Annotated in this window: 20 protein-coding genes; 7 read left to right on the plus strand and 13 right to left on the minus strand. The window is 70.9% G+C overall.

The window, feature by feature from the left end:
- Positions 1-46: 46 nt before the first annotated feature.
- The 4 genes from BM249_RS06000 (at position 47) to BM249_RS06015 (ending at position 3,636) form a co-directional block, all read left to right on the plus strand.
- Positions 47-253, plus strand: coding sequence for a ferredoxin (locus BM249_RS06000; protein ID WP_244528617.1), 207 nt, complete (start codon positions 47-49; stop codon positions 251-253).
- Positions 250-1,524 carry an NAD(P)/FAD-dependent oxidoreductase gene (locus tag BM249_RS06005; protein WP_091969951.1) on the plus strand — a complete coding sequence of 425 codons (1,275 nt, stop codon included), beginning with the start codon at positions 250-252 and terminating at the stop codon, positions 1,522-1,524. The genes BM249_RS06000 and BM249_RS06005 overlap by 4 nt, the downstream gene beginning before the upstream one ends.
- Entirely contained in the window at positions 1,524-2,771 is a 1,248-nt protein-coding gene (locus BM249_RS06010; RefSeq protein ID WP_091969953.1) for a cytochrome P450, read from the plus strand. Before BM249_RS06005 ends, BM249_RS06010 begins: the two co-directional genes overlap by 1 nt.
- Before the next feature lie 262 nt (positions 2,772-3,033).
- Positions 3,034-3,636, plus strand: a complete 603-nt coding sequence (locus BM249_RS06015) for an AprI/Inh family metalloprotease inhibitor (RefSeq protein ID WP_091969955.1) — start codon at positions 3,034-3,036, stop codon at positions 3,634-3,636.
- Between the two features lie 33 nt (positions 3,637-3,669).
- Here BM249_RS06015 and BM249_RS06020 read toward each other — a convergent pair whose 3' ends face one another.
- Complete coding sequence (locus BM249_RS06020) at positions 3,670-5,358, minus strand: outer membrane beta-barrel protein (RefSeq protein WP_244528608.1); 1,689 nt, start codon at positions 5,356-5,358, stop codon at positions 3,670-3,672.
- A gap of 256 nt (positions 5,359-5,614) precedes the next feature.
- On the opposite strand from BM249_RS06020, the gene BM249_RS06025 reads away from it, so the two are divergent.
- Positions 5,615-6,643, plus strand: a complete 1,029-nt coding sequence (locus tag BM249_RS06025; RefSeq protein WP_091969959.1) for a KpsF/GutQ family sugar-phosphate isomerase — start codon at positions 5,615-5,617, stop codon at positions 6,641-6,643.
- A 4-nt stretch (positions 6,644-6,647) separates the two neighbouring features.
- Here the strand turns inward: BM249_RS06025 and BM249_RS06030 are convergent, their stop codons facing one another.
- On the minus strand, positions 6,648-7,682 hold the full coding sequence (locus BM249_RS06030) for a glycosyltransferase family 61 protein (protein WP_244528618.1): 1,035 nt from the start codon (positions 7,680-7,682) through the stop codon (positions 6,648-6,650).
- A 108-nt stretch (positions 7,683-7,790) separates the two neighbouring features.
- Here BM249_RS06030 and mutL point away from each other — a divergent pair, with 108 nt between their 5' ends.
- A complete protein-coding gene (gene mutL / locus BM249_RS06035) occupies positions 7,791-9,752 on the plus strand; it encodes a DNA mismatch repair endonuclease MutL (RefSeq protein WP_091969963.1) in 1,962 nt (653 codons plus the stop codon).
- Position 9,753: 1 nt separating this feature from the next.
- Here mutL and rsmD read toward each other — a convergent pair whose 3' ends face one another.
- From rsmD to BM249_RS06050, 3 genes are all read right to left on the minus strand, one after another.
- Complete coding sequence (gene rsmD, locus BM249_RS06040; protein ID WP_091969965.1) at positions 9,754-10,311, minus strand: 16S rRNA (guanine(966)-N(2))-methyltransferase RsmD; 558 nt, start codon at positions 10,309-10,311, stop codon at positions 9,754-9,756.
- Positions 10,308-12,332, minus strand: coding sequence for a pseudouridine synthase (locus BM249_RS06045; protein WP_177232333.1), 2,025 nt, complete (start codon positions 12,330-12,332; stop codon positions 10,308-10,310). The genes rsmD and BM249_RS06045 overlap by 4 nt, the downstream gene beginning before the upstream one ends.
- 153 nt (positions 12,333-12,485) lie before the next feature.
- Positions 12,486-12,689, minus strand: coding sequence for a CsbD family protein (locus tag BM249_RS06050; RefSeq protein WP_091969967.1), 204 nt, complete (start codon positions 12,687-12,689; stop codon positions 12,486-12,488).
- A gap of 158 nt (positions 12,690-12,847) precedes the next feature.
- On the opposite strand from BM249_RS06050, the gene BM249_RS06055 reads away from it, so the two are divergent.
- Positions 12,848-13,318 carry a nucleoside deaminase gene (locus BM249_RS06055; RefSeq protein WP_091969968.1) on the plus strand — a complete coding sequence of 157 codons (471 nt, stop codon included), beginning with the start codon at positions 12,848-12,850 and terminating at the stop codon, positions 13,316-13,318.
- A gap of 6 nt (positions 13,319-13,324) precedes the next feature.
- Here BM249_RS06055 and BM249_RS06060 read toward each other — a convergent pair whose 3' ends face one another.
- The 8 genes from BM249_RS06060 to BM249_RS06095 form a co-directional block, all read right to left on the minus strand.
- On the minus strand, positions 13,325-14,800 hold the full coding sequence (locus BM249_RS06060; RefSeq protein WP_091969970.1) for an MFS transporter: 1,476 nt from the start codon (positions 14,798-14,800) through the stop codon (positions 13,325-13,327).
- Between the two features lie 74 nt (positions 14,801-14,874).
- A complete protein-coding gene (locus BM249_RS06065; protein ID WP_091969972.1) occupies positions 14,875-15,954 on the minus strand; it encodes an ABC transporter permease in 1,080 nt (359 codons plus the stop codon).
- Positions 15,951-16,874: an ABC transporter permease gene (locus BM249_RS06070; RefSeq protein WP_091969974.1), complete on the minus strand. Its 924-nt coding sequence runs from the start codon at positions 16,872-16,874 to the stop codon at positions 15,951-15,953. The genes BM249_RS06065 and BM249_RS06070 overlap by 4 nt, the downstream gene beginning before the upstream one ends.
- The gene (locus BM249_RS06075) at positions 16,871-18,472 is read right to left on the minus strand and encodes a peptide ABC transporter substrate-binding protein (protein WP_091969976.1); all 1,602 of its coding nucleotides are present in this window, start codon (positions 18,470-18,472) and stop codon (positions 16,871-16,873) included. Before BM249_RS06075 ends, BM249_RS06070 begins: the two co-directional genes overlap by 4 nt.
- An 11-nt stretch (positions 18,473-18,483) precedes the next feature.
- The gene (locus BM249_RS06080) at positions 18,484-18,918 is read right to left on the minus strand and encodes a GlcG/HbpS family heme-binding protein (RefSeq protein WP_091969978.1); all 435 of its coding nucleotides are present in this window, start codon (positions 18,916-18,918) and stop codon (positions 18,484-18,486) included.
- 20 nt (positions 18,919-18,938) lie between these two features.
- Entirely contained in the window at positions 18,939-20,060 is a 1,122-nt protein-coding gene (locus tag BM249_RS06085; RefSeq protein ID WP_244528609.1) for a 5-(carboxyamino)imidazole ribonucleotide synthase, read from the minus strand.
- A 2-nt stretch (positions 20,061-20,062) separates the two neighbouring features.
- Positions 20,063-20,560, minus strand: coding sequence for a 5-(carboxyamino)imidazole ribonucleotide mutase (gene purE / locus BM249_RS06090; protein ID WP_091969981.1), 498 nt, complete (start codon positions 20,558-20,560; stop codon positions 20,063-20,065).
- A gap of 121 nt (positions 20,561-20,681) precedes the next feature.
- Positions 20,682-20,900 (minus strand): YdcH family protein, encoded by a 219-nt coding sequence (locus tag BM249_RS06095; protein WP_091969983.1) that lies wholly within the window; start codon positions 20,898-20,900, stop codon positions 20,682-20,684.
- Positions 20,901-21,149: the final 249 nt, after the last annotated feature.

The raw sequence follows: 21,149 nt of genomic DNA on the forward strand, positions 1-21,149 counted from the left end.
CGCCGAGCGATCAGTCCCCGCCGGGGGCTTGATCCCCGCCGAGGGCTTGCGCGTCACCGTCGATCTCAACCGTTGTCAGGCTTATGCCCAATGCTGCTACGCGGCACCGGAGCATTTCGTCCTGCATGGCGCCGAGGCGCTCCATTACGACCCGGCGCCAACGGCGGCGGCCCGCGACGCCATCGAGCGCGCCCGTGTCGCCTGCCCGGTGCAGGCGATCCTCGTCGAGGATACGGGGAGCGACCGTCCGTGACCTGCGAGCACCTCGTCGTCGTCGGCGCCTCCCTGGCGGGCCTGCGCGGGGCCGAAGCCGCCCGCACGGCGGGCTATGCGGGCCGCCTCACGCTCATCGGCGACGAGCCGCATCGCCCCTACGACCGGCCGCCCCTATCGAAACAGGTTCTGACCGGCTCCGTCGACGCAGCGGCGACGGCTCTGCCCAACCTCGTGCCCCTTGAGGCCGAATGGCTGCTCGGTTCGGCCGCGACCGCCCTCGACCGCGCGAAGCGGACCGTCACCCTGCGGGACGGCCGGCAGGTTATCTATGATCGCCTGCTCATCGCCACGGGAGCCCGGCCGCGCCCCTGGCTCGACGCCGAACAGGCGAAGTTCGCGGGGGTCCATACCCTGCGCAGCCGCGACGATTCGGCGGCCCTGCGGATGGCCCTTGCGGGCAAGCCCGCCCGCGTCCTCGTCATCGGCGGCGGCTTCATCGGCTGCGAAGTGGCGGCGGCCTGCCGTGACCTCGATCTGCCGGTGACCCTCGTGGAGACCGGCCCGGCCGTGCTGGCAGGCGTGCTCGGGATCTATCTCGGCGCCGTCGTCGGCGCCCTGCACGAAGCCCGGGGCGTGGATCTGATCTTCGACGCCAAGGTCGAGGCCCTGGAAGACGATGGGACCGGACGGGTGGTTCGGGCGCGCCTCGAAGACGGGCGCACCATCGAGACCGACTGCGTCGTGGTGGCGCTGGGCGCCATTCGCAACACCGAGTGGCTCGCCGGCTCCGGCCTCGCTTTCGACGAGGGCGGCGTCGATTGCGACGCCGACGGCTACGCCCTCGACGACGCGGGACAGCCTGACCGGACCATCGCGGCAGCCGGAGACATCGCCCGCTTTCCCCATCCCCTCTACGACGACCGCCGCGTCGCCCTGGAGCATTGGGGCCACGCCGTGACGCAGGGGGCGCACGCGGCGCGCCTGTTGATCGGGCAAGGGGCGGGGTCCTACGCCGAGGTTCCGACCTTCTGGTCGTCTCAGGGCGGCGTCACCATCAAATCCGTTGGGCTGACCGACGGGGCGGACAGCATCGTCATCGCGCAGGGCGACCCGAAAACCGGGCGCTTCCTCGTCGTGTACGGCCGGGAGGGCCGCTGTATCGCGGCCGTCTCCTTCGACTCCGTGCGTTGGTTGCCGGCTTACGCGGAGATGGTGGCGTCCCGGGCGCCGTTCCCGCCCCCCGGCGGTGGGGTGGATGAGGGGCCGCTGACACCGATGGCGTCCGGATTGCCGCGAGGGGACGAGTGATGAGCGACGCGACCTTGTTCGAGCAGGTGAAGGACGAGGCCAACCGGGCCGACCCCTATCCCCTCTTCGCGCGCCTGCGCGAGACCCCCGTGTCCCGTCAATCCGACGGCACTTACGTGGCTTCGACCCACGCGGCGATCACGAGCCTGCTGCACGATCCGCGCATCAGCTCCGAGACCTTGCCGCCGGCCGACCGGCCGAAGACCGGCAACCCCGTCTCCGACTGGATCGTGAAGCCGATCCGCGACCGCATCACCGACGCGCATCGGCCCTTCATCTTCCGCGACCCGCCGGATCACGACACCTTGCGCAAGGCCGTGATGCACGAATTCACCCAGAAACGCGTCCAGGCCCTGCGCGCGCGCTCACACACCCTCGTGGACGAGATTCTGACGAAACACGCCGGATCGGGCAACTTCGATGTCGTCGACGACCTCGCCTACCCGCTACCCGTGACGATCATCTGCGAATTGCTCGGCGTGCCCACGCAGGACGAGCCGAAGTTCCACGGCTGGGCGACGCAACTCGCCACGGCGTTGGAGCCCGACACCATGGCCGACGAAGAGGCGCGGGCCGAGAACAGCCGCACCTTCGAGACCATCTCGGACTACATGAGCGGCCTCATCAAGGAGAAGCGCCGGGATCCGAAGGACGACATGCTGTCGGGTCTCGCCGTCGGCGGTGGACCGGACGTGCCGAAGATCGGGGATTACGATCTCATCGCCACCTCAGTGCTCATGTTGGTGGCGGGCCACGAGACGACGGTGAACCTCATCACCAACGCCATGCTGGCGCTCCTGCGCCATCCGGACGAGTTCGCGCGCCTGCGCGACGACCCCACCCGCGCCCCGCGTCTGATCGAGGAGGTGCAGCGCTACGATCCGCCGGTCCAATTCCGCACCCGCCGGGCGCTCACGGACATCGCCATCGCCGAGACCACGATTCCGAAGGACTCGGACGTGATCCTGCTCCTCGCCTCGGGCAACCGCGATCCGGCGGAGTTTGCCGAGCCCGACCGCTTCGACCCCGATCGGACCGGTACCCGTCATCTCGGGTTCGGCGGCGGCCTGCATTATTGCGTCGGCGCGCCCCTGGCGCGATTCGAGGCCGAGGCGGCGCTGACGGCCCTGGCGCGGCGCCTGAACAACCCGCGCCTCGCGGCCGATCCGCCGCCCTACCGGCCCGGCTCGGCCCTGCGCGGTCCAAAGCACCTGCGCCTGTCCATCGACGGCATACGCCCGGCCTGACACGGCATCGGATCGAGGAAAGCGGTCGCCGGGTGGGCAGGTTCGCACATCGCCCGAGGGATGCCGAGCTCCACGATGACGAGGCAATCGAGCGGCATTCGCATGAGGCGTTCGCGCCACACCGGAGCGCAAATGCGGCGGCCATGACGGGAATCCCCAGGCCCCGCCGTGAGCCGCCTTGCGGCCATCGCATTTGGCGGTGAGGCAACCCGCTACCGGAAGTCGTGTCCGCGACTCCGATCTGTTCGGGATTTGCCTCAAGATGCCGCGTCCGCTCCTGTCGACCGTCGCCGTCGTGGCGCTCACCGCCACTTTGGGCGCCTGCGCGTCCTCGCGCCTCGAGCGGCCGGCCCGCGTCCGTGGCCCCGGTCCGCAAGCCGCCCTCGACACTACGATCCCGGCCATGCCCGCCGCCCCCATCACCACGGCCCCCCTCGCACCGCCGCCCGGGGCCTCCGCGGCCCCCATCGAGCCGCCGGTCGGGGCCGACGTCGCGGTGGCTCCGGCCGCGCCCGTCGCCGCGCCCCCCGAGCCGAGCGTGGCCGCCGCGCCGCCGCCGGCACCGCCCCCCGTGGTGGTCGCGTCGGGCCGCTCCTCCGTGGTCGGAGGCTGGACCGCCAAGGACGCCACGGGCGCGAGCTGCAAGGTGTCGCTGTCGAGCGCCCCGGCCCTCGACCTCTACAAGGCCAGCGCGGCCGGTTGCGCGAACAAGGATCTCGCCAAGGTGACGGCGTGGGACTATCGCGATGGCGAGGTCTACCTCTACCAGCCCGGCGGCACCGTCGCGGCCCGCCTGCGCCAGGGCGGCGGCGCGCTGGACGGCGCGCTCTCGAAATCCGGCGCCTCCCTCGCGATGGTGCGCTGATCCGGCCCCTCCCGCGCCGGCGGGAGGGCGTCTCTACGGGTTCACCCGCAGGCCGAGCAGCCAGGTGTTGGCGTGAAAGCTCGCCGTGGCGACGGTGCTGTTCACCTGCTGGTAGACGTAGGAGCCGCGCAGGGTCAGCCAGCGGTTGAACCGGTAATCGAGGCGGGCCGTTCCCGAGAAGCCGCGCTCCGAGATGTTCACCCGGTCGTAGTCGCTCGCCACGTACGTGATCCCGCCGATGAGCGACAGGTTGCGCAGGAGGTCGTGCTGCACTTCCAGGGTGACGGCCTGGGTGCGCACGCCGCTCGACCCCGCGATCGCCGTCTCGACGATTCCCGCCGTGGCGTTCAGGCGGACGGAGGTGAGGGGGCTCACCGTCCAGATCAGGGCCGCGTTCATCACCGGGGCGGTGAGGTCGCGCAGGGTAGGGTCGTTGTAGGTCCGGTGCTGCAATCCGCCGGAGAGTTCCCCCGCGAGGAAGCGGGTCAGGGCGATGGAACTGCCGACCGAGACGGTCAGGCCATCCGAATCCCGTCGCGTACCGGTGGAATCCACGCGCAGGTCGTACACGCGGGTATCCGCGAGGACATCGACGAACGGCGTCAGGGTCGGCGACATCTCGTAGCCGGCCCGCAGTTGCAGGCCGTACTGGTTCAGGTTGCGGTCGCTCTGCCGGAGGATCGTGCCGTTGCCGAGGCGGGCATCATCGAATTCGGAGCGATCGACCAGTCCACGCAAGGAGAGTTGGAGGCGATTGAACACCTGGGTCGCCCCCACGGTGGTGCCGTAGCTCGTGATCAGGGGGCGGGTCGTCGCGCCAGCGTTGAGGTCGGGGCTGCCCGTGCGCTGCGTGTCGATGAGAAAGCGGCCTTCGACGTCGATCCGGGTGTCGCGGGTGGCGTCGATCCGCAGGCGGGTTGCGCCGGCGCCGTTCGGCCGGCTCGCCGCCGGATTGTCGGGATATTCGAGATAGGAGCCGCGCAACTCGCCGCTGAGGGCGCTCGTGGACCAGTCGCTCCGGAACGCGAGATCGGCTTCCGAGCGCAGGGCGACGGAGGGCTTCGCCGCGAGGCGCGTGATCTGCTCCGGGTTGGTGTCGTAGCCGATGCTCTGCTGAAAGCCCGGCAGGATGGTGAAGCTGCCGACCTTGATCCCCAGGGGGGCATAGGCCGGATCGACGGAGAGCGTGGGACTGAGGGCGCCGCCGAGCAGGAAGCTCGACGTCTGGATCCCCACCGGCGGCAGGATCGACGGCAGGGGAACACCGACCACGGGCGAGCGGATCACAGGCGTGAGCCGACTGTCGGTGGGGGAGGTCTGCGTGATCTGTCGCGTGACCTGAGTCGTGGCCGACCCGATCCGGCGCGCGGGGGCCGCGCGGGCACGCAGGAGCGCACCGAGGGTCCGGTTGTTCGGAGCGCCCGAGACGGGCGTCGTCCTCGCGGATCGACGGGCGGGGCGAATCAGGCCGCCGTCGCCCTCGGGGCTGTCGCCAGTCACGGGCGTGCCCGTCCCAGTGTCGGGCGCCTGCTGCGTCTGGCTCGACGGGGCCGCGTCGGTGGCGTCCGGTGTCGGATCGGTTTGGGCGGTGGACCCGAAGCTCGGATCGGTGTTCGTGCGCAGGGCCTGGGCGCCGAGGCCGCCGGTGCCAGCGAGGAGGGTCGCGGCCGAGAGGGCGAGGCCGCGCAGGCTCCGGTTTCGCCACGCATTTGTCGGCCGCACACGTATCACGGACCACCGTCCTCCGAGACGACACCCGGTATCCCCGACGCGGGAGATACCCCGGCTTTGGGGGCATCCGCCTGGTCGAGACCGGGCGGATCGTGGTTAAGAGCGCTACAACCGATAGGGTTAATGCCGCGTCAACGGCGATTGGGGCCGAGTCCGACGCCCCCCGCGAAGCCCCCTTGCGACCACATTCGCGCGCCATAGGCGCGACAGCGGACGCGACCGCGATCGATGAGGAGACGTAAGCCGGATGGCCCCAGCGAACACGGCCCCCAACAGGGCGCTGGCGTCCCATGACGCGCGTCCCGAGACGACGCCGGCCATTGCATCGGCCCTGCGCACCATCGGCACCGAGCGCGACGGCCTCGACTGCCTCATGGCGGCGATCGGCAACGGCCTCGGGGAGGCGTTCACGGCGGCGGTGGCGCGGTTGAGCCAGGCCCGGGGCCGGGCGATCCTCACCGGCATGGGTAAATCCGGTCATATCGGCCGCAAGATCGCCGCGACCTTCGCCTCGACGGGAACGCCAGCCCTCTACGTCCATCCGGCGGAGGCGAGCCACGGCGACCTCGGCATGGTCCAGCCCGAGGACGTGGTGGTGGCCCTGTCGTGGTCGGGGGAGACCACGGAACTCGCCGACATCATCGGCTATGCCCGCCGCTACCGCGTCGGCCTCATCGCCATCACGGCCAATCCCGCCTCGACCCTCGGGCGCGAGGCCGATGTCTGCCTCACCCTCCCCAAAGCCCGCGAGGCGTGCCCCAACGGCCTCGCCCCCACCACCTCGACGGCCATGCAATTGGCCCTGGGCGACGCCCTCGCGGTGGCGCTCCTGGAAGCCCGCGGCTTCTCGGCCCGGGAATTCGGCATCTATCATCCGGGCGGCCGCCTCGGGGCTTCGTTGCGCCAGGTGCGCGAGGTGATGCACACGGGCGAGCGCATGCCCGTGGTGCCGCGCGGCACGCCCATGCGGGCGGCGATCCGCGAGATCGACGCCAAGGGCTTCGGCTCCGTGCTGGTGGTGGAGCCGGACGGGCGCCTCGCCGGCATCGTCACGGACGGAGACCTGCGCCGCAACGTGTTCCGCAGCGATCTCGACAGCCTCGCCGTCGAGGCCCTGATGAGCGGCACGCCCCGCACGGTGGTGCCGGAAACGCTGCTCGCCAAAGCCCTCGAAATCCAGGAATCCATGAAGATCACCACCCTGGTGGTGATCGAGGGCGACCGGCCCGTCGGCCTCGTCCACTATCACGATCTCCTACGTTCGGGCGTGGCCTGAGGCTTCAGGAGCCCCCGAACCAGCGCGCGATCCGCGCCCCGAGCGGTCGCCGTCGCCGGATCGCCGCCCGCGCGGCATCGCGGGCATCGAGGGTGTCGAAGTTCAAGGCCCGATCGACGAGTTCGTCCGCGACCCCTTCGGGGTCGGGCACGACCCAGCCGAAATGGAAGCCCGCATCCGGGCCGCTCTCGCTGCCGACGGGATGGTAGTAGCGGCCCTGGCTGTCGTTGAGGCCGTCGAGAAGCGGGAAGTTGGCGTTGAGGTGCCGCGCCCAATTCAGGCCGAGGATGCGCCGGCCGGGGGCCGCGAAGGGCGCCGTGTGGAAAGCCGAACCGGTGGTGCCCATCACCACGCGGCGCTCCGAGAACAGGCGCACGAGGGCGGGCAGCGACAGGGTCTCCGGGTAGACGATATCGACGCCGCGCCGGGCGAGGGCCGCTTCGAGCGCCGCTTCGTTGCGCAGGCGCGAGATTCCGGAGGCGAGGCGCGTTTTCGAAAGGTAGGCGGGGCGCGGCTCGCCGTCGACGACGACGCCTTCCCAGAACGGCGCCCCGATGGCCCGCACCAGATCGGCATGGACCGCATGGGTGTATTCCTGCTCCTTCAGGCTCGGCGCCGGCAGGACGAGGTGGGGGATGCGGGTCGGCCGGTCGAACCGCACCACGTCGCCCGGCGTCAGGCCGAAGCGGCCGAGGATGGGCGCGAGGAAGGGCAGGGCGACGGGGTCCTCCGTCGCGTGGCAGAACAGGCGCGGCGGCGGCCCGGACCAATCGAGGAGGGGCCACAGGCGGCCGAGGGTACCGACGAGGAAGTGCCCGTAATGGGCGGCCAGCGCCCCGAGATGGAGATGCGGGACCGCCTCGGCCGTGGCCTCCGGACTCGCATCGGTTCCGGCCGTTCCGTCGAGGAGCGCGCCATCCGCGTCCGCGAGGTTCCAGGCGGAGCCGGGCCGGTAGACCGCGTCGGTGACGTGGTGCAGGGCGGGCCGGGCGGCGATGCGGTCCGTCCGCCCCCACACCGCGCGGCAGCGCTCCAGCATCTCGGTCACGGCGTTCCCCGATGTTCGGGCTTCAGGACGGACGGGATAGCGCCGGGACCGGCCGTCGCGCGCCTTCCGGCCCTGTGAGCGGGATCGTATATTCTTCCCATGTCTTCAGTGCCATCCCGCACCCCCGGCCCCGTCCGCCGCCTCGACCCGATCCTCGTCGATCGCATCGCGGCCGGCGAGGTGGTGGAACGCCCGGCCTCGGCCGTGAAGGAGTTGGTGGAGAACGCCATCGATGCCGGCGCCCGCAGCATCGAGGTCACCATCGAGGGCGGCGGCCGGCGCCTCATCCGCGTCATCGACGACGGCGCCGGCATGGGGCCGGAGGACATGGCCCTCGCGGTGGAACGCCACGCCACCTCGAAGCTGCCCACCGGTGATCTCACCCGCATCGACACCCTCGGGTTTCGCGGCGAAGCCCTGCCGTCCATCGGTGCCGTCGCGCGCCTCACCCTCACGAGCCGCACCGCCACGGGCGAGACCGGCCACAGCCTCACGGTGAATGCGGGGATCCGGGGCGAGGTGCGCCCGGCCCCGAGCCCGCGTGGGACCCGCATCGAGGTCGCGGACCTGTTCTCCGCGACCCCGGCCCGACTGAAGTTCCTCAAATCCGACCGAGCCGAGACGGCGGCCATCGCCGAGGGCCTGCGGCGCCTCGCCGTGGCGGAACCCGGCATCCGCCTCGTCCTGCGCTCGGACGGGGGCAGTCCCCTGGTGTTTCCCGGCGAGAGCGAGGCGGGACCGGCCGCCCTGCTGCGGCGCCTGACGGCGGTGCTGGGGCCGGATTTCGGCGCCAATGCCGTACCCCTCGAAATGGCGCGCGAAGGCTTTGCCGTGTCGGGGCATGTCGGCCTGCCGAGCTATCACAGGGGCACGGCCAACCAGATTCACTTCACCGTCAACGGACGGCCCGTGCGCGACCGCCTGCTGCTGGGCGCCGTACGAGGCGCCTACGCCGACACCATGAGTTCGGACCGCCACCCCGTGCTGGCCCTGTCGATCACCTGCGATCCGGCTTTCGTCGACGTCAACGTCCATCCGGCCAAGACCGAAGTACGATTCCGCGACGCGGCCCTGGTGCGCGGCCTCATCGTCAGCGCGATCCACGAGGCCCTGCGCCGGTCGGGCGCCCGCACGGCGACGACGACGGCGGCCCGGACCCTGGAGGCGTTGCGGGGCGAGGTTCTGCCTCCCGCCGATATCGCGCCGAGCGACCGGCCGCTCCAGGCCCATACCGGCTGGGGGGCGCGGCCCGCGACGGCGCCGCCCCTGCCGCGCGGCCTGCCCTCGTTCGGGGCGCCGGGCCGCTTGCCCTTCGCCCGTGAGGCGACGCCCTATCGTTCCGGCTTCGACGAGACCGCGCAGGCGGCCTTCACCCACGATTTCGCCCCGCCCAGTGCCGACCTACGGCAGGACACCGAACCTGCGCATTCCGAAGGGGAAAGCTTCGACCACCCCCTTGGGGCGGCCCGCGCGCAACTGCATGAAACCTACATCGTCGCCCAGACCCGGGACGGCCTCGTGCTGGTGGATCAGCACGCGGCGCACGAACGCCTCGTCTACGAGCGCCTCAAGCGTGAGCGCGCGGCGGGTGGCATCGCCCGGCAGGGCTTGCTGATTCCCGACGTGGTCGAAATGGCGCCCGACGACGCCGCCCGCCTCCTCGAAGCGGCCCCCGACCTCGCCCGCCTCGGCCTGACACTGGAAGCCTTCGGCACCGGCGCGGTCCTGGTGCGAGAGGTTCCCACGGCGCTCGCCGGAACCTCGACCCGCTCCCTCGTCATCGACATCCTCGATGCCCTCGCGGGCAGCGGCCTCGAGGAGGGGAGCCTCGACGCCGATTCCGCGAGCGGCGGCCCCTTGAGCCGGCGCCTCGACGCCATCCTGTCGCGGATGAGTTGCCATGGCTCGATCCGCGCCGGCCGCCGCCTGCGGCCGGAGGAGATGAACGCGCTCCTGCGGGAAATGGAAGCGACGCCCCTGTCGGGCACTTGCAACCACGGTCGTCCGACCTTCGTGGCGCTCAAGCTCGGCGATATCGAGCGCCTGTTCGGGCGGCGCTGAATTAACCCGCGAAGCGGGCGAACACCACCGCCGTATCGCCGTAGATGCGGCGTTCCAGGGCCGTGAAGCCCGGTGGCAGCGTGACGACGACACTGGCGGTTTCCTCGACGATTACCAGGGCGCCCGGCAGGAGCCACCCGCCCGTCGCCGCCGAGGCCAGGGCCGGGGGGGCGAGGTCGCGCCCGTAGGGCGGATCGCAGAAGACGAGGCCGAAGGTGCCGCTCGTGCCCACGGGGCCGAGGCGGGTGGCGTCGCGGCGGAACAGGCGGGTACGCCCCTCGGCCCCGAACGCCTCGATATTCTCACGGATCAGGCCGCGCGCCTCGGCGCCCTCATCGACCAGAAGCGCGTAGGCCGCGCCGCGCGACAGGGCCTCGAAGCTCAACGCTCCCGTGCCGGCGAACAGGTCGAGCACCCGCGCGCCCACGATGGCGTCGTCGTAGGCATGAGTGAGGACGTTGAAGAGGGCCTCGCGCAGGCGGTCCGAGGTCGGTCGGATGGCATCGGTCTTCGGTGTGGCGAGGCGGCGGCCGCGCTGGTCGCCGCCGACGATCCTCACCGGCCACCACCGCGCGGCGGACGACCCGCCCCGCCGGGCTTGCCGAATCCGCCACCGGGCTTGCCGCCCGCACCGCCACGACCGCCAAATCCGCCCGGCTTACCGCCCGGTTTGCCGCCGGCCTTGAACCCGCCGGCCTTGAACCCGCCGGGCTTTCCGGCCCCGCCGGGCCTGCCGAACCCACCCGGCTTGCCGCCGGGCTTGAAACCGCCGCGATCGGCCCCGGAGCGCTCGGGCCCACCCTCGCGTTCGTTGCCCTGGCGGAAACCGCCAAGCTTGCCGCCGCGATTGGAGAACGGCCGCTCGGCTCGGTCGCCGAAGCCGCCTCCGTCGCGGGGCTTGAAGCTGCGGGGCCGCTCGTCCCCGCGCCGCTCGGCGCCGTCCAGCCGGGAGAACGGGCGCGGTGCGCCCTGGCCCCGGGGGGCGTCGTCCCGGCGGGAAGGCCGGGAATCGTTATCGAATCGGCGTTGCGGGCGCTCAGCGGCCTCGCTGCGGCGGGCGGCCTGGGCATCGGCCTGACGCAGCGTCCGAACCGGACGTCCCGCGCCCTCTCCGCCCTCGCGGCGCTGGGCGCTGTCCCGGCGATGCGGCTCGGCGGCCGGCTCTTGCGGACTCGCCTTCAGGCGCTCGACCAGCACGCGGCGGTCGCCAGTGCCGATGGAGCCGACCCGCTCACGGCCACGCGCGGCGGCGGCCTCGCGCTCCGCCTTCGGATCGGCGCCCCGGCGGGGAATCTTCACCCGGCGCGGGCCATCTTCCTGCGGCGCGGCCTCGTCGGCCCGCCAGACGGAGCGACGGGGGCCGGCGCTGTTTCCGCCCGTCGGCACGCGGGCCGGGGCCGCCGGCTTGAACACGGGACGGTCACCGCCCCGCGACGGATCGCGACCGGCCCCACGCGGGGGCCGCGCCTCGCCCCCGTCGAATTCACGGCGCTGGGCCGCCGACGCGCTGCGGGCGGGCTGCTTCGCCTGCTGTTTCGGCGAACCGAAGGGCGCGATAGGCTCGCGCACGGGGCTCTCGAAATCGACGCCCGCCTGTTCCGACAGGCTGGGGCCGAGCTGTTCCTTCAGCACCTTGGTGCGGATTTCCTCGGCGAGCCCGGCTTCGAGGTCGCCGAGCTGGAACGGCCCGAACGACAGGCGGATCAGACGGTTCACCGCGAGGCCGAGGTGTTCGAGGATGCGCTTGACCTCGCGGTTCTTGCCCTCGCGCAGGCCGAGCGTCAGCCAGAGGTTGTCGCCGGACGACCGGTCGAGGGTCGCCTCGACGGGACCGTAATCCATCCCGTCGATGGTCACACCCTTGCGCAGCTTGTCGAGCTCGGCCTGGGTGGTGTCGCCATGCGCCCGCACCCGGTAGCGGCGCAGCCAGCCAGTATCGGGATGGGCGATGACCTTGGCGAGGCCACCGTCATTGGTCAGCAGAAGCAGGCCCTCGGTGTTGATGTCGAGGCGACCGATGGCGACGACACGCGGCAGATCTTCGGGCAGGGCCTCGAACACCGTCTGGCGCCCCTCGGGGTCGCGGGCCGTGGTCACGAGGCCGCGCGGCTTGTGGTAGATCCACAGGCGGGTGCGCTCGCGCTCCGGCAGGGGCTCGCCGTCGACGGTGATCCGGTCCTCGCCCGTCACGTTGATGGCCGGAGAGGTCAGGATCTTGCCGTTGAGGGTCACCCGGCCCTGCTCGATCATCGCCTCGACGTCGCGGCGCGAGGCGATGCCGGCGCGGGCGATGGCCTTGGCGATGCGCTCGCCCTCATGCGCGGAGGCGCCGTCCTCGCTCGATTCGGCCGGCACGGGCGCCGGCTTGGCGACGGGCTTGCGTCGCAACGGCGTGTCGCCGCCGCGCGTGGAGGGCATCGCGGTCTTGCGGACCTTCGGCCGCTCCTCCTCCGAGGGGCCGGGCACGCCCGCGTCGGTGGGAGGCGCCCAAGCGGTGGATCCATCGCCGGGCTTCGATACGGAGGGGGCCACGGGCGCGTCGTCGGACCCGCCCGTCTTGTCTTCGGTGTTGTCGCTCATGCCTGCCCCATAACAGAGCGGACGCCCCGTTGCGAGAGAGAGCGCGTTCGAGCCCCGGGATCACGACGAACGCAGAGGGGCAGCCTCGCGGCTGCCCCTTCATCGGACCCTGGCGCCCGTCAAGGACGGGACACCGGTCGGTCGATCTGATGCTTAGAGCTTGCTCTTCACCGTATCGGCGGCGTTCTTAATGCCGTCCTTGGCATCACCCACCGTCTTCTGGGCTTCGCCCTTGAGCTCCTGGGCCTTGCCTTCGGCCTTCAGCTTGTCATTGTCGGTGACGTTGCCGATGCCCTGCTTGATGTTGCCCACGGCCTCGTTGGCGAGACCCTTGATCTTGTCGGCGGTGCTGCTCATGATCGCATCCTTGATTTAAATTAGCGGTGTCAGCCGCGTTGCAAACCAAACGGTCACGCCTGCACCGGGGTTCCCCGTTCTATTCCGAGAAATCGTGACCTCTCGGGTTGGTGAACGCCGATTGTCCCCCGCTCGGCGATCCGGGTAGGACGGCCGACATGTCCGCGCGCCCGCCGTTTCCCGTCTTCGATCCCTTGAGTGCAGCCTTCGCGGCCGCCCGGCGGGCGGGCATGGCAGGCGAGGTGCCCGTGGGCGCCGTGGTGGTTCGGGACGGCCGCATCCTCGCCACCGCCCACAACCGGCCCCGCGGCCTGAAGGACCCCACGGCGCACGCCGAGATCCTGGCGATCCGGGAAGCCTGCCGCATCCTCGGCGACGAGCGCCTGACGGGATGCGACCTCTACGTCACCCTGGAACCGTGCCCCATGTGCGCGGGGGCAATTTCCTTCGCCCGCATCCGCCGCCTGTATTTCGGCGCCTACGACGCCAAGGGCGGCGGGGTCGAACACGGCCCGCGTGTGTTCAACCAACCGACCTGTCACCATGCCCCGGAGGTCTATGGCGGCTTTCGCGAGGACGAGGCGGCGGCCCTCCTGCGCGACTTCTTCCGGGAACGACGGGACGCGTGACGACTCTCATGCCGCCGCGAGGGGTTTCGACACGTCTTCCAGGGACCTGCCCTCGGCGGCCGTGCCCCAGAGGCCGCCCACAATGGCGGCGAAGGCCATCAGGGCCGCGCCAATGGCGTAGCCGATGAGGACGTTGTCGCGCGATCCGGTCTCCACCAGGGCACCGAACAGGAGCGGCCCCGAGACACCGCCGATCCCGGTGCCGAGGGCGTAGAACACCGCAATGGCGAGCGCTCGGATCTCGAGGGGGAAGGTTTCCGCCACGGTGAGATAGGCCGCACTCGCGGCGGCGGAGGCGAAGAAGAACACCACCATCCAGGCGGCCGTCTGGCCGATGGGACCGAACACCTCGATCTTGAACAGGTAACCGGTCACGGTGAGCAGCACCGCCGAGATACCGTACGTGAACGCGATCATCGGGCGGCGGCCGATGGTGTCGAACAGGCGGCCGAGCAGCAAGGGGCCGAGGAAGGAACCGAGCGCGAAGGGCAGCAGATACCACCCGACATGATCGCCCGGCACGCCGTAGAAGCGCTGGAGCACCAGGGCGTAGGTGAAGAACAGGGCGTTGTAGAAGAACGCCTGCGCCACCATCAGGGCGAGGCCGACGAGGGTCTGACGGCGATGGCCGCCCAGCATGGTGCCGAACACCTCGCCCAAAGGGGTGTGGCTGCGGACCTTCAGCTTCATGCGCTTGTTCGGATCGACGGGCGGCAAGGTGAGCCCTTCGTCGGTGAAGCGCTTCTCGATGCCGGTGACGACCCGGTCGGCCTCCGCCACATAGCCATGGGTGGCGAGCCAGCGCGGGCTCTCGGGAATCCAGGTCCTGAGGAGGAGAATCACGAGGCCGATGCCGCCGCCGACGAAGAAGGCGATGCGCCAGCCCCAGGCCGGATCGATCATGCCCGGACGCAGCACCGCGATGGACAGGAAGGAGCCCAGAGCCGCGCCGATCCAGAACGAGCCATTGATGACGAGGTCGGTCCAGCCGCGTACGCGGGCCGGCACCAGTTCCTGGATCGTCGAGTTGATGGCGGTGTACTCGCCGCCGATGCCGGCGCCCGTGAGGAAACGGAAGAGGCAGAAGCTGTAGATGTCCCAGGACAGGCCCGTGGCGGCGGTGGCCGCGAGGTAGAGCGCCAGGGTGATGAAGAACAGCTTCTTGCGCCCGATTCGGTCCGTGAGCCAGCCGAAGCCCAAAGCCCCAGTGACGGCGCCGACGAGGTAGGAACTCGCCGCCAGCCCGACGTCGAACTCCGTGAAGCTCATGGGTGCTTCGCGCAGGGCCCCCACGAGGGAGCCGGCGAGGGTCACTTCGAGGCCGTCGAGGACCCAGGTGATGCCGAGCGCCACGATGACGAGAACGTGGAACCGGCCCCAGGGCAGACGGTCGAGGCGGGCGGCGATGTCTGTGTCGATGACGGTGCCCATGGGCACGCGTTCAGGGGGGGAGCCGGCCACGGTCCCTGCCTCGGTCGCCATGGGATTTCCTTCACGCGCACGAATCGACAACGCTCTGGCAATCCACCGGCCTCGCCAACGGTTCCGCCAAGCTTTCAGCGCGGGTCGCCCCGGGGGTCGAGGGCGCGGCCGAGGGCATCGCCGAATACGTTGAGGGCGAGCAGCGTTGCCACCAGGGCGGCGGCGGGAAGGCCGAGCATCCACGGCGCGGCTTCGAGGGACCGAGCACCCTCGGCGATGAGGGCGCCCCAACTCGTGTCCGGCTCCTGCACGCCCAGCCCGAGGAACGACAGGAAACTTTCGAGGAGGATCACCCGCGGCACCAGCAGGGTCGCGGCGACGGCCACCGGCCCGAGGGTGTTGGGTACGATGTGGCGCCGCAGGATCGTGGCGGATGACAGGCCAAGGGCCTCGGCGGCCCGGACGAAGTCGCGCCGCCGCAGGGAGAGGGTCTGGGTGCGGACCATCCGGGCCATATCGAGCCATTCCACGGCGCCGATGGCGACGAGGATGAGACCGAGGCCGGCGTCGAAGAAAACCAGCAGCATGATGACGAAGAACATGAACGGCAGGGCGTAGAGCCCATCGACGACGCGCATCATCATGGCGTCGACCCGGCCTCCGACATAGCCCGCCACCGCCCCATAGGTGAGACCGATGGCGAGGGCGACCGCCGTGGCGACGAGGCCGATGACGAGGGACACTCGCCCGGCCACCAGGGTGCGGGTGAGGAGATCCCGACCGAGACCATCGGTGCCGAGGAAAAAGGTTCGGGCCAGGATCGGGGCCGTCACCACGAGGCGACGCCCGTCCGCCTCCCGCGCCAGGATCGTGGCCGGGCCGAACAGGTCGGAGCGGGGGAGGTAGGTGAGCACCCGGGGGTCGATGGGGCTCGGCGCCGCGAGGACGAAGCGCACCTGCCCATCCCGCGCGGCGATCTCCGTCGCCGTCGCCCGCATGCGAAAGGCGAGCCCCTCCAGGGCGGGCGCCACGGTCTCGGGCCGGGGATGCGGCGCGAGGCCCGGCGGGACCGCGACGAGGTCGGGATAGATGCGCTCGGGGGCGTGGCCGGTGAACAACGGGCCGACCCAGCAGGCGAGCCCGATCATCGCGAGGACGCCGAACGCGACCAGGGCGGACCGATCGCGGGCAAGACGGCGCCCGAGCCGCCTCATCGGCCGAGCCGCAGGCGCGGATCGAGGAAGGCGCAGAGCACGTCGGCCACGAGGTTGAGGATGACGACGAACACCGCGACGAGAATTACCGTGCCCATCACCAGGGTGTAGTCGCGGTTCAGGGCGGCATCGACGAAGCTCCGGCCGAGGCCGGGCAGACCGAACAGGGTCTCGACCACGACGGAGCCGGTGAGGAGGGCGGCCGCCGTCGAGCCGAGAATCGCCACCACCGGCAGCAGGGCGGCGCGCAGGGCGTGGCGGGTGATGCGGTGGCCGGGCAGGCCCATGGCACGCTGGGTGCGGATGTGCGGCAGGTGAAACGTCTCGCGTAAGGAGGCCCGCGTCAGCCGCGCCAGGATGGCCGCCTGGGGCAGGGCGAGGGTCAGAACCGGCAGGACGAGGTGGGACGGAGCACCGCCCTCCCAGCCGCCGAGGGGGAGCCAGCTCAGGCCAAGGCCGAAGACGATCTGGAGGAGGGGGGCGACCACGAAGGTCGGCACGGCGAGGCCGAGGCCGGCCCCGAAGCCCACCGCCCGGTCGAGGACGCCGCCGGGTTTCAGGGCCGCCCCCATCCCGAGGCCAATTCCAAGGCCCATGGCGAGGATGAGCGCGAGTCCCCCGAGGGTCACGGAAACGGACAGGCCCCGGGCGATGAGTTCGGCCACCCCTAGGTCGCGAAACGAGAAGGACGGCCCGAAATCCCCCCGCGCCAAGGCGGCAAGGTAGTGGACGTATTGCAGCCCAAGGGGCTGATCGAGGCCGTAGGTCCGGCGCAGCTGCGCCAGGGCGGCGGGGGAGAGCGGCCGCTCCAGATCGAACGGGCCGCCCGGCGCGAGGCGGATGAGGAAGAAGCTCACCGTGACGACGGCCAGCAGGGTCGGGAGCGCCTGGAGCAGCCGACGCAGGATGAAGCCGATCACGCCCGCAACTTCAGGAAGCGGGTGGGCGCGACATTGCGGAGGTTGGGGCGATACCCTTCGAGGCGCGGGCTCACCAGGGCTTTCGAGCGGGTGTGCAGGATCGGAATCCAGGGCAGGTCCGCGAGCGCCAGGGTCTCGGCCCGGAACAGCAGGTCGGCCCGGTGGGCGAGGTCGGACTCGGCGGCGGCGTTCCGCATCAGGGCATCGTAGGCGGAGTTGGCATAATGGCCGGGGTTCAGGGTGTCGTTTTCGCCCTGCAATAGGAACAGGAAGTTCTGGGGGTCGGCGTAATCTGCCACCCAGGACAGGCGCGCCACGTCGAAGGGGCGGCCATCGCGGAGATAGGCGAAATGGGTCTTCGCATCGGTGTAGGTGAAACGGGTCGCGACGCCGAGGCCGCGCCACATCTCGGCGATGGCCACCGCCGTGTTGCGGTTGTTGTCGCCGGTGTTGAAGCGGTAGCCGACGGTAAGGGACTTTCCCCCCGGCCCGTAGCCCGCCGCCGCCAGGAGCGCGCGGGCCTCGTCCTCGCGGTCGATGGGCAGGGCATGGCGGCCTTCGAGTTCGGGCGGAGCCCGGTAATTGTCGAGCCCCGGCGGGCACAAGGAATAGGCCGGCTGCATGGTCCCGCCCCACAGGCGCTCGGCCAGGAATTCCCGGTCGATGACGAGGGACAGGGCGCGGCGCACCCGCACATCGTCGAAGGGGGGGCGGCGGAGGTCGAAGACCAACGCATAGAGGCCGAGGGCCGGGCCGAGCACGACCTGATCGCCGAACCGCTGCCTCAGGAAGGCCATCTGGTCGCCGGGCAGATCGGCGAGGGAATCGATTTCGCCGCCGGCGTAGCGGCGCACGGCGGTGGCGAGGTCGGGGGTCGGCAGGAAGGCCACGCGCGGGATCGCAACGCTCGCGGCTGCGTGGAAGTGGGGATTGCGATCGAGGACGATGCGGTCGTTCGGAACCGTGTCCCGAAGTCGATACGCTCCGTTGGAGACGAGGTTCTCCGACCGCGTGAAGGCGTCACCCCAACGCCGCACCGTCGCGGGATGGACCGGCAGGGCGACGAAGTGGGTGAGAAGTTCGAGAAAATACGGCGTCGGCTGCGTCAGGACGATGACGAGGGTGCGGGGCGAGGACGCCGTAACCGCGAGGGTGTCAGGAGCCGCCTCGCCGCGATTGACCGCCCGCGCCCCTCGCACGGGGTAGAGCATTTCGGCGTATTTCGCCCCGGTGGCCGGATCGAGGAGACGCGACAGGGCGAACACGAAATCGTCCGCCACCACGGGATCGCCATTCGACCACCGCGCCGTCGCCCGCAGGGTGAAGGTGTAGGTCAGACCGTCCTCGGAGACCGTCCAGACCTCGGCCACCCCCGGGATGACGCGGCCTTCGTTGTCGTCGGTGAGCAATCCCTCGTAGAGATCGCGGAGGATGCGCGCTTCGGCCACCGTCGAGGCCCGGTGGGGATCGAGGGTGCCCGGATCGGCATCGTTGCCGCGACGGTAGAGATCGGCGGGCGCGGCCAGGGCCGGGCGGACCAGGCCGGCGGCGGCGAGGCCGATGAGACAATGGCGCCGGTGCGGGTCCGGCGCGGTCATCGGGGCGCCTCTCAGACGCCGGTCTGCGCGGTGAACCCCGCCGCCTCGATGCCGGCGACGGCGCAGAGTTCGTCGTTGTCCGAGGTGTCGCCCGAGATGCCCACGGCGCCGAGCACGGTGTCGCCGTCGCGGATCAGCACGCCGCCCGGCACCGGCACCAGGGCGGGTGCGCCGACGAGATGGCTGATGGCGGCCACGAAGGTCGGCTGCTCCTCGGCGCGCTTGGCGATGGCCCGCGAGCCGATACCCAGGGCGAGAGCCCCGTTGGCCTTGCCCATGGCGATCTCGGCCCGGCGCAGCGACGTGCCGTCCTCGGCGGCGAGCGCCTTGAGGGCGCCTCGGGCATCGAACACCACCACCACGAGGGGCTTCATGGCGTGCGTCCGCGCGACCTCGAGGGCCTTGGCCACGACGGTCTGAGCGGCGGTGAGGGTGAGGCTGGACATGGGCGCTCGCGAATGCGGGGTCAGACGTTGGGCAGGAGGCGGGTGACGTGGCCCATCTTGCGGCCCGGGCGGGCCTCGCCCTTGCCGTAGAGGTGCAGGTGCGCGCCGCCCTCGGCGAGGAGACGCGACCAATCGTCTGCCTCGGCGCCGATGAGGTTGTGCATGGTCACCGCGAGACCGCCGGTGCGGGCGGTGCCGCCGAGCGGCCAACCCGAGACGGCCCGGACATGCTGGGCGAATTGCGAGGTCACGGCGCCCTCGATGGTCCAGTGGCCGGAATTGTGGACCCGTGGGGCGATCTCGTTGACCACCACCCGGGCCGGTCCATCGGCCTGCGGCACGAGGAACATCTCGACGGCGAGAACCCCGACATAGTCGAGGGCTTCGGCGATGCGCCGGGCCATGCCGAGGGCGGCGGCCTCGGTCTGCGGGGCGAGGCCCGGGGCGGGGACGCGGGTCACCGCCAGGATGTGGTTCCGGTGCTCGTTGGCGCAGGGCTCGTAGGCGGCGAACGAGCCATCGATCCCGCGCGCGGCGACCACCGACACTTCCGCTTCGAACGGCACGAACCCTTCGAGGATGCACGGCGCACCGCCGAATTCGGCCAAGATGGCGGCGGCGTCGAGGTCGCCCTCGGCGCGGATCATGCGCTGGCCCTTGCCGTCATAGCCGAAGCGCCGGGTCTTCAGCACCGCCGGGCGGCCGATCTCGGCCAGCGCCCGCGTCAGATCCTCCGCCGTGTCGACGGCGCGGAACGGCGCCGTTTCGATGCCGAGCCCGGTGATGAAGGTCTTCTCCGTCAGCCGGTCCTGCGTGGTGGCGAGGGCCGAAGCGTTCGGATGCAGGGGCGCCTTGGCGGCCAGGGCCTCCGCGGCGGCGGCCGGAATGTTCTCGAACTCATACGTCACCACGTCGACGCTCGCGGCGAACCGCGTGAGCGCCGCCACGTCGTCGTAGGCCGCGATCGTTCGCGCGGCGCTGACGTCGAAGGCCGGGCTGTCGGCCTCGGGGGCGAAGACGTGGACCTTGAGGCCGTAATTCGCCGCCGCGAGGGCGATCATGCGGCCGAGCTGGCCGCCGCCGACGATGCCGAGGGTGGAGCCGGGCCGAAGGGGAGTCGAGGAGGTCAAGATGGAAGACACCGTCAAGAAAGATCGTTCTGCGGACGTTCGGCGACGCTCGCGGTCTGCGCGGCGCGCCAGGCTTCGAGGCGCTCGGCAAGGGCCGAATCGGTGAGCGCCAGGATGGCGGCGGCGAGGAGCGCCGCGTTGACGGCCCCGGCGCGGCCGATGGCGAGGGTGCCCACGGGAATGCCGGCCGGCATCTGTACGATGGAGAGCAAGCTGTCCTGGCCGGACAGGGCCTTCGATTCCACCGGGACGCCCAGCACGGGAAGGGAAGTCATGGCGGCCGTCATGCCGGGCAGGTGCGCGGCCCCGCCGGCCCCGGCGATGACCACCTGGAACCCCTCCGCCTTGGCGCCCTTGGCGAAGGCCACGAGACGGTCGGGCGTCCGATGGGCCGAGACGATTCGGTCGTCGTGGGCGATCCCGAGGGCATCGAGGGTTTCGGCGGCATGGCGCATGGTCGCCCAGTCGGACTGGCTGCCCATGATGATCGCGACCGGGGTGGCACCCGCCATCGTCGTCACATCCCTATCGCGGTCGAAAACAGGCCGAAGGGCTCGCGACGCCCGGTCTCGCCGAATACAAAAGCGGCCCGGCCACCGCAAGGGCGACCGCCTCCATGGGCGACGGCCGCGCTCAGGCGATGATATCGGGCGTGATCTGATCCTCGATGTACGAGATCCGGTCGCGCAGGGCGAGCTTGCGCCGCTTCAGGCGCTGGATCTGAAGCTGATCGCCGGCCACGCTCAACTCCAGGGCATCGATGGCCCCGTCGAGGTCACGATGCTCCTGCTTCAACCGCTCCAGCTCCTCGCTGGACACCCCCGGTTCGTCGTCGTTCAACGCACTCGCCATCGCAATTCTGAACCCCGGAACACCCGTTGCGGACCATGCGGCACCGCCTGCGCCCCGGCAAGAACCCCGAGGCCGGCATGCACATGGAAGGTCTTCGGACGGTCCCTTGGAGCGTATCGATCTCCCCTGACACGCATGTGAAGAAACTTTAACCTATCGTCCGACGGCATTGAAATTTTCTCAAGCTTGACCGCCGATAGCCTTCGACAGCCGGCTCAGCGTGTGCCAATCTCCCCCTCGTCGAAACGA

The sequence above is a fragment of the Methylobacterium gossipiicola genome, assembly GCF_900113485.1.
GTDB classification, from domain to species: domain Bacteria; phylum Pseudomonadota; class Alphaproteobacteria; order Rhizobiales; family Beijerinckiaceae; genus Methylobacterium; species Methylobacterium gossipiicola.